Source organism: Okeanomitos corallinicola TIOX110 (assembly GCF_038050375.1).
Taxonomy (GTDB): Bacteria; Cyanobacteriota; Cyanobacteriia; order Cyanobacteriales; family Nostocaceae; genus Okeanomitos; species Okeanomitos corallinicola.
The window spans coordinates 1,376,277-1,388,389 of the sequence record NZ_CP150886.1 but is presented as its reverse complement, the minus strand read 5'-3'; the positions used below and the strand labels follow the sequence as shown (position 1 = coordinate 1,388,389).

Genomic DNA, 12,113 nt, shown 5'->3' with positions numbered 1-12,113 from the left:
GTCTAACGCTTGTCCAATTCTCCAAAGCAAGACTTGACATGAAGTTGAGAGATTTTTTTCCCCTTTGGGAAACTTTGTGTCAGGATAAAATCACTGCCAAGAGGTGACATTTAATCTTGACATTTCGCCAAAATTATCTCAACTTGACTGTTTAGCTTCACAGCTATTCTTTTTTGTGAAATTTCCATGTCAACTATCGTCATTGTCGAATCTCCGACCAAAGCTCGTACCATTCGCAACTACCTACCAAAAGACTATCGGGTAGAAGCATCCATGGGTCATGTCCGTGACCTACCCCAGTCAGCTAGTGAAATTCCCGCTGCTGTCAAAGGGGAAAAATGGGCGCAGCTGGGGGTAAATATAGAAGCCGACTTTGAACCGGTGTATGTTGTCCCCAAAGACAAAAAGAAAATTGTTAGCCAACTCAAGGAAGCTCTAAAAAATGCGGATGAATTAATCTTAGCGACTGATGAAGACAGGGAAGGTGAAAGTATTAGCTGGCACTTGTACCAGTTATTGAAACCCAAAGTACCAACTAAGCGGATGGTGTTTCATGAAATTACCCAGGAAGCGATTAAAAAAGCTCTGGCAAACTGTCGCACCATTGATGAGAAACTGGTACGCGCCCAAGAAACCCGACGCATTTTAGACCGACTGGTAGGATATACCCTATCGCCGCTGTTGTGGAAAAAAATCGCCTGGGGACTGTCCGCGGGACGTGTCCAGTCTGTAGCCGTGAGGCTGTTGGTATCTAAAGAACGTCAACGTCGGGCTTTCCATGAAGGTAGTTATTGGGATTTAAAAGCCAGTTTATTACAGGGGAAAAGCCCTTTTAGCTCTCAGTTAGTGACGCTAGGAGGGACGAAAGTTGCCACAGGTAGTGATTTCGATGCCGCCACGGGAGAAATAACTGCTGGACGTAATGTGGTGTTATTAAATGAGGAGCAAGCTTTAGCACTCAAGGAACGGATCACAGGTAAAACCTGGACTGTTGCCGATATAGAAGAGCGTTCAGTCACTCGCAAACCTTCTCCCCCGTTTACTACTTCTACATTGCAGCAGGAGTCTAACCGTAAACTGAGACTATCAGCACGGGATACAATGCGAGTTGCCCAAAGTCTGTACGAGCAAGGTTATATTACCTATATGCGGACAGATTCTGTACATTTGTCAGATCAAGCAATCACCGCTGCTCGCAGTTGTGTAGAGCAAAAGTACGGTAAAGAATATCTCAGTCCTCAGCCCCGACAGTACACTACTAAATCTAAAGGCGCGCAAGAGGCACACGAAGCGATTCGTCCTGCTGGTAGCAGTTTCCGCACTCCCCAAGAAACGGGTTTAAGTGGGCGGGAATTTTCTGTCTATGATTTGATTTGGAAGCGAACAGTTGCCTGTCAAATGGCTGACTCTCGCCAAACCCAAATTGCTGTCCAGTTGCAGGTGGAAGATGCAGGTTTTCGTTCCTCTGGTAAGCGGATAGATTTTCCTGGATATCTCCGCGCTTATGTGGAAGGTTCGGATGATCCCGAAGCAGCATTAGAAGACCAAGAGGTAATCTTACCAGCCTTAAAAGTTGGAGATCATCCCAGTTGTAAAGAATTAGAAGCGGTGGGACATGAAACCCAGCCACCAGCTAGATACTCAGAAGCTAGTTTGGTGAAAACCCTAGAAAGTGAAGGTATTGGTCGTCCTAGTACCTACGCCAGCATTATTGGCACGATCATTGACAAGGGTTATGCTCAGTTAGTGAATAATGCTTTAATTCCGACTTTTACAGCCTTTGCTGTTACCGACTTACTGGAAAAACATTTTCCCGATATCGTCGATCCTAGCTTTACGTCGAAAATGGAGCAAACCTTAGATGAAATTGCTACGGGTGAAGCAAAATGGCTACCTTATCTCCAGAAATTTTATTTGGGAGAACAGGGTTTAGAAACTTTAGTCAGGGAACAAGAAAGTAAAATTGATGCGACTAAAGCGAGAACTATAGAACTAGAAAATTTAGATGCTAAAGTCCGCATTGGTAAATATGGCCCTTTTATTGAAGTAGAAAATGGTGAAGGTGTGGTGACAGCTTCTATTCCTAAAGACCTGACACCGGCTGACCTTGACCCCAAACAGGTAGAATTTCTCCTCCGACAAAAAACTGCTGGACCAGATCAAGTAGGGCGGCATCCTGAAACCGGTGAACCCATTTATGTGAAGATAGGTACTTATGGCCCCTATGTCCAGTTGGGTGATAAAACCGATGAAAACCCCAAACCTAAGCAAGCTTCTCTTCCTAAAGGGATAACTCCAGAAAATGTGACTTTGGAGATGGCTGTGGGACTGTTATCTTTACCGCGACATTTGGGTGAACATCCACACACGGGAGCAAAAATTAAAGCTAGTTTGGGTAGATTTGGACCTTATGTGGTTCATGACCAAGGTAAGGATGGCAAAGATTACCGTTCTTTAAAAGCTACCGATGATGTATTGACAATTTCCTTAGCACGTGCTTTGGAATTGTTGGCAGAACCAAAAAAAGGTAGGGGTAGTAGTAAGTCGAAAGCAGCTTTACGGGAACTGGGTAATCATCCCGAAGATGAAGCTCCGGTGAATATTTACGATGGACCCTATGGACTTTATATTAAGCACAACAAAACTAATGTTGGTTTGCCTGAAGGACAAACCGTAGAAACCATAACTTTGTCTATGGCTTTAGAATTACTGGCAGCTAAAGCTTCTACTAAGTCCACACGCAAAACCACTAAATCAAAGACTGATAAAACTAAGTCCACGACTACGAAATCATCAAGTACTAGAGGGAAGAAAAAAGAAGAAGCAAATTAGGATCAAGGGAGACGGGAAATTACGAAATTTTACTTCTTACCCTTTCCCTGATCCTTGTGATAATCTAATAAGTAGGGAAGGACACAAAACCAAATTTTTTGTTGGTTTATGTCTGAAAAAACAGGAATCTATCAGCCTGATTAGAAACTAAAAATCTAATAATTTAGACAGTTTCTATAATCCTGTTAGTTGAAATTGAGGTAGTATCTCAGGAGCGTTCAGTTCAATGGACTATATAGATAAGGTACTGGAAAAGCTGAAAGAATTAGCGCGGAAGCTAGTTGAAGCATTGCTGGGACCAGAAGCTGAACCGGAACCGGAACTGATTCCGATTCCTGTCAATGACCGTTCCCGTCGCCGCTAATAAACTCAAGGTATGAGGAAATCATCTTGTTACCTCTAAGTTTGCTTGTACTGCATGGACCAAACCTCAATTTACTAGGACAGCGAGAGCCGGGTATTTACGGTTCTCTGACCTTAGAGGATATTAACCGCCTGTTAATGGCGGAAGCTCTCCGATTGGAGGTGAAAGTTGCCACTTTGCAGTCAAATCATGAAGGAGTTTTATTAGATGCGATCCATGGGTCGTTAGGTCAACACCAAGGAATAGTCATTAATGCAGGAGCATATACCCATACCAGTGTGGCTCTCAGGGATGCGATCGCGGCTGTGAATTTACCTACTGTAGAAGTTCATTTGAGCAATATTTACCGCCGAGAAGATTTTCGTCATCACTCTTATATAGCTCCAGCCGTGGTTGGACAAATCAGTGGCTTTGGTGTGCAAAGTTATTTGTTAGGTTTACAAGCATTAGTACATCATCTCAAAAAGGATCAAGTTTAACTGTCCTGGTGATTTTGGCTTTTGGCGTAAATTCTTAGCAAAATCTAACATCTAAAATCCAAAATTGTATGCGTTATTCTCTCGTAAATCGAGTTAGAGGTACTTTCCTGGGATCATTACTGGGAGAAAGGTTAGCTACTCAGGATTTTTGTGATTTAGAAGAAATTGCGGTTCTGGGTAGCAAAAGTCTAATTAGGTTGGGGAGATTAGACATAGATGATTGGCTGCATTTTTACCAGGAAGTATCTGTTAATTCAGAAACGGGGGATATTGCCAAACTAAAAATAGTGTTAGCTACCTTACCATTGGTGGTTTTTTTTCACGAAAATACTCATAAACTAAAACACAATTTGTTAGAAGTATTGCAAATTTGGGATACTGAGCCAGTTGTTAAAGATGTAGCTTTGGTCTTAGGATATGCGATCGCTAAATCTTTGACAGAAACACTAAACCCTGTCAAGCTCATTTCCCAAATTGTTTCTTTTTTAGGAGAAACGACAACTGCCATACCACAGAAGTTATTAAAAGTCAAAATTTTAATAGAAGAAGGAGCGGGATTAGAACAGGCACAAACAGAATTTTCTGCACCGGAGTTGAGTAATAATCTAGCTTTGGCCTTGTATTGTTTTTTGAGTAGCTTAGAAGATTTTCGATTGACAGTGATACGATCTCAGCAGAATCTTGGTAAACCAGACTCTGGCTATTTCCATTCACAAATTACTGGGGTATTAGCTGGGGCATTATCCGGGGCATATAATGGAACAGCCGGGATTCCCGTTAATTGGCAAATGGTATTGTCTGGGGCTGATTCACCTGTATGGGGACAAAACATTTCGGCTCAAATCTTAAAATTAGCTAATGATATTGTGGCAGTCTGGTCAGGTGGGTATAATATCACTCCACATACTCATGGATTGACAAAAGAAGAATGTCAAGTAAATTGGGAATTAACCCCTATGCCAATCACTGCTGCACCTAGTGTAATTCGGCCACGGTAACAGACGGCTGGCACTAAGTAGGTGAGCGTTAAAAATTGTCGTTATGACAAGGCAGGGGGCAGGAGGCAGGAGGCAGGAGGGAAGAGGTTTTTAGCAATTTTATATTTTGTTACATACCTTGGTTTTTTCTTGCCGACTTACTTATCTGCTAATTATTGGCTAATAATCGCTGTGCTATATTGTAATCATTTTGGTTGTCTTGTGAAAAAATCTATCCAGTCAAATCTGTTTATGTATATAAAGTAAGGTGAATGGAATAATGGATGGAGAAGAAGTCACAATTGTTTTGTTTCGGTCTATGACAGTAAGAAACTACAGCCAGAGGTCATGAAAACGCAGCGATTTTTGCAGTCCTTGACCCAGCGACTAAGGCATTGGAGGCGACAATATAAAGTATTGTGCCGTAAAGGTAAATGGCTTTGTGTGGTAAACAGTCCTAACAGCCAAATTCTGCATAGGAGATTATTGAGGACAATTTTTAAACATCTACTTTTATATTTGTTACCTACTACTGATGATGGTGGACATCAACAGGTAAGAAAACCTCGAATGTCAAAAATAAAATCTTTACCTAGAAATCGTGGTATTTATGCAGTAGTTGGTAGTTGGTTGCATAAAAAACGTTCCTTGGTAATTTTTGCCGTAGCTGTGGTTTCCATAACGGGTTTGATGGGGCATGAATTATACAATCAGCCGCAGATGAAAACTGGGTCTATTGCCCCCCAGACATTTATGGCTCCCATGACTGCAAGTATCGAAGATAGAGAACAAACAGAAGCAAAACGCAAAGCGGCGCAGGAAAAATCTCAGCCTGTATTGATGATTAATCCTCAAAAAACTGAGCAGATTCAAGAAGATTTGCGAAAATTACTGGAAGATGGGTCAGAAATTCGGGCTATAGCTGGGTCATTTCCATTTTTTGATGTTTCTATTTTATCTGTTTCTAGCCAAGTATATCTTCGTTCTTGTTTAGAACCAGAATGGGAAAAAATTAAAGTTGCAGTGAATGAATATAGAGAAAATAATCAGTTAAAGTTGAAGTCTCAAACAGGGGATAAAAAGCGATTATTGAGATCCTTTAATCGTCCATTTCCTGTATCTAAGTCTACAATTCCCGAAGTAGATAATATTAATAGCCCGCAGTTTGATCAAGCATTATCAGAATTACAAGCTTATAGTTTAAATACTCCAGATAAAAATTTTTCCTTATTAATTGACCAAATATCGCAAGTCCGCAAAGGATATAAACAGGCGACAAATAAACTTTTTCAGATGAAGAAAGAGGGTCTATCAGGGATATATCTGGAAACTGTGTTTTTGAATTTGTCTGATCAAGACTGGGTGAAAGCACAGATGGGGATTAATAAAAGTGCAGAACGGATGCTGGCTCAAGGTATAGCTCCAGGACTACCCAACAATATTTTACAGGATGCGGCTAGTTTGCAAGTGCAAATTACTGTACCAACTGAGGCTGAACCTTTAGCAACTAAGGTTTTATTGGCTGTACTTGCCCCAAATCTCCAGAAGGATGAAGAACAAACCCAGAAACAAGCCCAAATAGTTGCGGATAATGTTCCTTCTGTGATGCGGTCAGTAAAACGGGGGGAAGTAATAGTTAAAAAAGGGGATTTAATTACCAGTTGGAAGTTTGATGTATTAGAACATTATCAACTGATTCGCCGTGAGGTAAATTGGCTGCGGTTGACAATTTTAGGTAGTTTGGTCAGTGGGGGTGTGGGGATTTTTGTGTGGGTGGATGGGCGTTTGGGTGGTCATTTGCGACAACGCGATCGCCTGTTAATTTTACTACTAACTTTGAGTATTATTAGTATTTTAGTCACGGGTGTTCCTTATACTACTTGGATTGCGACTGGTTTGTTATTGGGTAGTTTTTATGGAGCGACTTTGGGAATAACTGTGATAATTTTGTTGTCAGTTATTATTCCTATGACTTTAGAAATTGGGAAAATTAGTTTGGTTGCTGGTGCTGCGGGGGGAATTTTAAGTTGTTATTTGTCTCAGAGGTTTAAATCCCGCGAAGAGTTGGCTTTGTTGGGGATTATTATTGCTTTAATTCAAGGTGGGATTTATTTAATTTTAAATGTTTTGATTGGTGCGGCGTTTGGTTCTGGTTGGTATATTGTTTGGCAGGATTCTTTATTGTTTAGTTTATCGGGTTTGGTTTGGAGTATTACGGCTTTGGGTTTGAGTCCTTATTTAGAAAAGCTATTTGATTTAATTACACCGATTCGTTTAGCAGAATTAGCTAATCCTAATCGTCCATTGTTAAAGCGACTGGCTACAGACACCCCTGGTACTTTTCAGCATACTTTATTTGTAGCAACTTTAGCGGAAGCGGCTGCTAAGAAGTTGCGTTGTAATGTGGAATTGGTAAGGGCTGGGACTTTGTATCATGATATTGGTAAGATGCACGATCCATTGGGTTTTATTGAAAATCAAATGGGTGGCCCCAATAAACATGATACGGAAATTAAAGATCCTTGGCAGAGTGCTGAGATTATTAAAAAGCACGTAACTGAGGGTTTGGTGATGGCGCGGAAACATAGTTTACCGACGGCGATACAGGCTTTTATTCCTGAACATCAGGGTACTATGGCGATCGCCTATTTTTATCATCAAGCTCAACAATTGGCTAAGGAAGATCCTCATCTTATTGTGAATAAGGCTGATTTTTGTTACGCTGGTCCGATTCCTCAATCTAGGGAAACTGGGATTGTGATGTTGGCTGATTCTTGTGAAGCGGCTTTGCGGAGTTTGAAGGATGCGACTCCTGAACAGGCTTTGAATATGTTAAATAATATTATCCGTGCAAAGTGGCAGGATGATCAGTTAGTAGATTCGGGTTTGACTAGGGAAGAAATGCCTAAGATTGCTCAGATTTTTGTGGAGGTTTGGCAGCAGTTTCATCACAAGCGTATTGCTTATCCTAAAGGGTAATTGTTGATCACCTATTTTCGGACTTAACGGGTGACAGGTGATAGTGATAGAAGGCTTTCAGTGTCTAACTTTTAGTGTTAGTTAATGCTCTAACCTTTCTGTCCGTTGCTATAACTAATAAAATTTTGCTGAATTAGGGGTTTCTTAGTATATAATCAGGGATTGTGTTGATTAAAAATCATCCTATGCCTAAACTCAAGACTCGTAAAGCGGCAGCAAAAAGATTCCGCGCTACTGGTAGCGGCAAAATCGTCCGCCGTAAACCTTTCAAAAGCCACTTGTTAGAACACAAGTCCTCTGGCAAAAAGCGCAATTTGTCGAAAATGGCAGTTGTGAATGAACGCGACGAAGAAAACGTACGTTTAATGCTTCCTTATTTGTAAATCCTTCAGGTACTGTAGAAAATGACTCGTGTAAAGCGCGGTAATGTAGCCCGTAAACGCCGCAATAAAATTCTCAAATTAGCTAAAGGTTTCCGTGGTTCTCATTCTACTTTGTTTAGAACCGCTAACCAACAGGTGATGAAAGCACTCCGTAGTGCTTACCGCGATCGCAAAAAGAAAAAGCGCGATTTTCGTCGTCTGTGGATCACCCGTATCAATGCAGCTTCTAGACAGCAAGGTTTGAGCTATAGCCAGTTGATGGGCAACCTGAAAAAGGCTAATGTTGAAATCAACCGTAAGATGTTGGCACAATTGGCAGTTCTTGATCCTGCGAGCTTTGCAAAAGTTGCTGAACTGGCTAACTCTGTCAAAGGTTAAAGGTGGCAACGGATGAATAACGGATGTAACGGTTAGCTCCTTCGGGAAATTCAAAATTAATTAAATTGTTTGAGTTTGACAGTTTAAATTTTTAATGGGAGTTTATCGCTAAGGCGCAGTTTCTCTCTTGGAAAACGAAGGTCAATTATGAATCGCTTACATCTGGTATTATCCGCTACCTTGACTCTGATTTGGTGCTTGATTTTTTCCCTGTGTATTGGGGGAGTAAATTTGGTTGCGTCTGCTGCAACTATGGCAGAAATTCAGCAGCGCGGCTATCTAACCGTGGCAGTTAAGGATAATCTTCGTCCGTTGGGTTTTCAGGATAATCAGGGCAATTTGCAAGGGTTAGAGATTGATTTGGCTAGACAGTTGACCGCTGATTTGTTGGGTAAACCGGAGGCTGTGAAATTTAAAATTGTTGCTAATAGCGATCGCTTACCTGCGGTTTTTAATCATCAAGTTGATATGGCGATCGCCCAAATTACCGCTACTCAATCACGCTCTCGCATAGTTAGCTTCAGTGTTCCTTACTATTATGATGGGGCGGCAATAGTTACAAAAAATACTTATATTAAAGATTTTCAAGATTTAAAGCAACGTAAAATAGGGGTTCTCAATAATTCCAGTACGATATCTTATGTAAAATATTTCATCCCTAATGCAGATTTAGTTGGTGTTAATTCCTATATTCAGGGAAAAGAGAACATAGAAAATAATCAAGTTGATGCTGTTGCTGCTGATATGAGTGTTTTGAGTGGATGGGTGCAAGAAAATCCTGAATATCGAATACTAGCAACCAAACTCTCAACCCAACCTTTATCTGTAGTTATGCCCAAAGGATTACAATATGATGAATTCAGAAGAAATGTAAATGAGGCGATCGCCCGTTACACCGCTACAGGATGGCTAAAAGAACGTGCAAAATATTGGGGACTGGAGTGATGGGTGAGTGGGAGAAATATTTACCTTTTGATCTCCTTGATCTCCTCATAATTCATCATTCATTATTTCGGAAGAGTGACAAAATAGAGAGAGAAAACACATTTAATATTTTGTATGGTAGCCAATGGATACTAATCTAGCAATAATTTATCTTTCCATCTTCGTTGTTTTACTCCTGTTTGCAAGTGTAGCAGTTTTTCGTCAGATTTTTAAAACTCGTAAATTGGAAAATTCCCTTGCTCGCTTAAAAACCAAATTAACAAAAGAGAAAGGTACAGTTCAAGAATATTACGAATTAGCGAGTATTTATTCAGAGAAAAAAGTTTTTACCCAGGCAATTTCTTTATTTCAAAAAGCCATCAAAGCTGCTGAAGAAGAGGAAGAAGAAGATATTGCCCCAGTTTATAATGGTTTGGGGTATGTTTATTTTGCTCAAGAACAATATGACTTAGCAATTAGACAGTACAAAGAAGCATTGAAATTAAAACCAGATTATGTAGTAGCTTTTAATAATCTTGGTCATGCTTACGAGAAAAAGAAATTAACTGCTCAGGCATTGGAAATGTATGAAGAAGCTTTGAAACTTGCTCCTAATAATGCTACAGCAAAACGTCGGGCAGAGTCGTTAAGAAGATTAGTTTCGGCGTAATTTTCTTTGGTTTTTTGAATAGGACTCAGGGTTTAGCATTGCTAAACCCCTACAGAATTCTACCTAACTTATTTAGGGCTTGCTGAATAAATCTCAAAACATTACAGGTAAACGATTTTAGCGATTTTGACTTTCAAAAAATGCAAGCTTTGATGAGGTGAGAACTGAAAAACCTTGCATTTAATTCCTGCTTCAAGGAAAAATAGTTCCCATCCAACTCTTGAAACTGTCACCTGTCACCTGTCACCTGTCACCTGTCTCCACGACAAGACTTTTATGGCTACGCCACGCTCCGCGAACAGCAAACCCTATTTACAAAATCTGCGTGTTCAACAAACTGTAACCCAACTTGTAAAACATTGAAAAAATTTTGCATATTACCTAATTGGGGTTTGCTGTCCGCGTAGCGTGCCGTCAGGCATATAAACTTGAAAACATTGTAGGTAAAGGATTTTAGGCTATTTGAAATTGAGAAAGTGCAAGCTTTTAGGCGGTGAGAACTCGAAAACCTTGCATTTAAGTTTGATTCAAAGGAAAAATCGCTCCCATCCAACTCTTAAAACTCTCACCTGTCACCGTGGCGTAGCACCTGTCTCCACGACAAGACTTTTATGGCTACGCCACGCTCCGCGAACAGCAAACCCTATTTAATTTTACAGATCACAACGCCAAATTTTTACCTGCATATCTCGACTACCACTAGCAAGAGTTTTTCCATCAGGACTAAAAGCAATACTATTAACCCAATCAGTATGACTACCCAAAGTATATAATTGTTCTCCTGTACTAACCCGCCATAATTTTATTGTATAATCTGCACTGCCACTAGCAATATACTCACCATCAGGACTAAAAGCAACAGACCAAATATAACTGTGATGATCACTAAGAGTGCTAATTAATTTCGCTGTATTGATATCCCAGAGTTTAATAGTTTGATCATAACTACCACTAGCCAAAATCTTTTCATCAGGACTAATAGCTAAAGAATTCACCCAACTTGAATGACCTATAAAAGTATGCAGTGATTTTTTATTTTTTAAATTCCACAGTTTAATTCTTGTGTCCACACTACCACTAACAAGAATATATCTTTTTGGACAAATTGCCAAAGAGTGAATAAAGTTAGCATGACCTTTAAGAATGTGCATTAATTGTCCCATCCCTAGATGAGAAATCTTAATAGTATTGTCTTGACCACCACTAAAAATAGTTTCTCCATCTGAGGATAAACAGACCGTATAAATTGGCGTTGAATGTACTTTTAAAGTTTTAAGTAATTTACCTGTAGATACTTGCCAAATCAAAATATTGCCATCTTCACCAGCACTTACCAAAGTCTGGCTATCTGAACTAAAAGCAAGACATCTAACCCAGTTAGTATGACCAGTGAGAGTATATAGTAATTTGTGTGCGTTTAAATCCCAAATTTTAATAGTTTGATCACGACTACCACTAGCTAAAATTTGCCCATCTGGACTGATAACTACACTAAAAACCCAGCTGCTATGACTAAAAGTATGTACACATTTCCAAGGTGAAGCTTGAGATGGAGATTTTGATGGTGTAGGGGGTGGAGGTGAAGCAACTTGAGATGGTCTTTTTTTAAGCTTTAATTCTATTTCTCTAGCATTTTTAAAATCAGACTTAGCTCTATTTTCATATCCTAGTTTTGAGCAAGCTAAACCTCTATATTTATAAGCTTCAATATAATTAGGATGAAGTCGAATTGCTTGGGTAAAATCTTCAATTGCTTCACTATATTTACCCATTTGGGCTTTCTGCATTGCCATTTGGTAGAAATTTTCCGCAGAGTTAACACTATAGTCAATTCTAATTTCTTTGGACGCAGTTTGATTATTTGGCTGAATATAATCAGACTTTAATTTAGCATAAGCCTCATTGATTTCTTTGATTTTTGTCTCAGCCACTATTTTCTGTTCAGGTTGCAAGAACTGATCAGGATGCCACTTCTTAGCCATCTGACGATAAGCTTGCTTAACTTCTTCAGCAGATGCACCTAGTTTTAAACCAAGAATTTCGTAAGCGCGATGGATACCCAGATGATCACTCATGGTTAAAAATCAACACAAAAACTCATTTATATCTAGTAAATCACAAACTTGC

General features: G+C 39.8%; 10 protein-coding genes. 9 read left to right on the top strand and 1 reads right to left on the bottom strand.

Features of this window, described 5'->3' with window-relative positions; genetic code table 11:
• Positions 1–186 precede the first annotated feature (186 nt).
• The 9 genes from topA (at position 187) to WJM97_RS05985 (ending at position 9,986) form a co-directional block, all read left to right on the top strand.
• Entirely contained in the window at positions 187–2,832 is a 2,646-nt protein-coding gene (topA, locus tag WJM97_RS06025) for a type I DNA topoisomerase (protein ID WP_353932137.1), read from the top strand.
• A gap of 226 nt (positions 2,833–3,058) precedes the next feature.
• Positions 3,059–3,196 carry a hypothetical protein gene (locus WJM97_RS06020; protein WP_353932136.1) on the top strand — a complete coding sequence of 46 codons (138 nt, stop codon included), beginning with the start codon at positions 3,059–3,061 and terminating at the stop codon, positions 3,194–3,196.
• A 26-nt stretch (positions 3,197–3,222) separates the two neighbouring features.
• Positions 3,223–3,675: a type II 3-dehydroquinate dehydratase gene (gene aroQ, locus WJM97_RS06015; RefSeq protein WP_353932135.1), complete on the top strand. Its 453-nt coding sequence runs from the start codon at positions 3,223–3,225 to the stop codon at positions 3,673–3,675.
• Between the two features lie 68 nt (positions 3,676–3,743).
• On the top strand, positions 3,744–4,673 hold the full coding sequence (locus WJM97_RS06010; RefSeq protein ID WP_353932134.1) for an ADP-ribosylglycohydrolase family protein: 930 nt from the start codon (positions 3,744–3,746) through the stop codon (positions 4,671–4,673).
• Between the two features lie 327 nt (positions 4,674–5,000).
• A complete protein-coding gene (locus WJM97_RS06005) occupies positions 5,001–7,631 on the top strand; it encodes an HDIG domain-containing metalloprotein (RefSeq protein ID WP_353932133.1) in 2,631 nt (876 codons plus the stop codon).
• A 185-nt stretch (positions 7,632–7,816) separates the two neighbouring features.
• On the top strand, positions 7,817–8,014 hold the full coding sequence (rpmI, locus tag WJM97_RS06000) for a 50S ribosomal protein L35 (RefSeq protein WP_353932132.1): 198 nt from the start codon (positions 7,817–7,819) through the stop codon (positions 8,012–8,014).
• A 21-nt stretch (positions 8,015–8,035) separates the two neighbouring features.
• Positions 8,036–8,392 carry a 50S ribosomal protein L20 gene (rplT, locus tag WJM97_RS05995; protein WP_353932131.1) on the top strand — a complete coding sequence of 119 codons (357 nt, stop codon included), beginning with the start codon at positions 8,036–8,038 and terminating at the stop codon, positions 8,390–8,392.
• A 147-nt stretch (positions 8,393–8,539) separates the two neighbouring features.
• Positions 8,540–9,337, top strand: a complete 798-nt coding sequence (locus WJM97_RS05990) for a transporter substrate-binding domain-containing protein (protein ID WP_353932130.1) — start codon at positions 8,540–8,542, stop codon at positions 9,335–9,337.
• A 124-nt stretch (positions 9,338–9,461) separates the two neighbouring features.
• Positions 9,462–9,986: a tetratricopeptide repeat protein gene (locus tag WJM97_RS05985; RefSeq protein ID WP_353932129.1), complete on the top strand. Its 525-nt coding sequence runs from the start codon at positions 9,462–9,464 to the stop codon at positions 9,984–9,986.
• Between the two features lie 653 nt (positions 9,987–10,639).
• On the opposite strand, the gene WJM97_RS05980 is transcribed toward WJM97_RS05985, so the two are convergent.
• A complete protein-coding gene (locus WJM97_RS05980; RefSeq protein ID WP_353932128.1) occupies positions 10,640–12,061 on the bottom strand; it encodes a DnaJ domain-containing protein in 1,422 nt (473 codons plus the stop codon).
• Positions 12,062–12,113 lie beyond the last annotated feature (52 nt).

What these genes read in the sequence shown, in the direction of transcription:
- topA (WP_353932137.1), top strand. Translation starts at nt 187, where the DNA reads ATGTCAACTATCGTCATTGTCGAATCTCCGACCAAAGCTCGTACCATT.
- WJM97_RS06020 (WP_353932136.1), top strand. Translation starts at nt 3,059, where the DNA reads ATGGACTATATAGATAAGGTACTGGAAAAGCTGAAAGAATTAGCGCGG.
- WJM97_RS06010 (WP_353932134.1), top strand. Translation starts at nt 3,744, where the DNA reads ATGCGTTATTCTCTCGTAAATCGAGTTAGAGGTACTTTCCTGGGATCA.
- WJM97_RS06005 (WP_353932133.1), top strand. Translation starts at nt 5,001, where the DNA reads ATGAAAACGCAGCGATTTTTGCAGTCCTTGACCCAGCGACTAAGGCAT.
- rpmI (WP_353932132.1), top strand. Translation starts at nt 7,817, where the DNA reads ATGCCTAAACTCAAGACTCGTAAAGCGGCAGCAAAAAGATTCCGCGCT.
- rplT (WP_353932131.1), top strand. Translation starts at nt 8,036, where the DNA reads ATGACTCGTGTAAAGCGCGGTAATGTAGCCCGTAAACGCCGCAATAAA.
- WJM97_RS05990 (WP_353932130.1), top strand. Translation starts at nt 8,540, where the DNA reads ATGAATCGCTTACATCTGGTATTATCCGCTACCTTGACTCTGATTTGG.
- WJM97_RS05985 (WP_353932129.1), top strand. Translation starts at nt 9,462, where the DNA reads ATGGATACTAATCTAGCAATAATTTATCTTTCCATCTTCGTTGTTTTA.
- WJM97_RS05980 (WP_353932128.1), bottom strand. Translation starts at nt 12,061, where the DNA reads ATGAGTGATCATCTGGGTATCCATCGCGCTTACGAAATTCTTGGTTTA.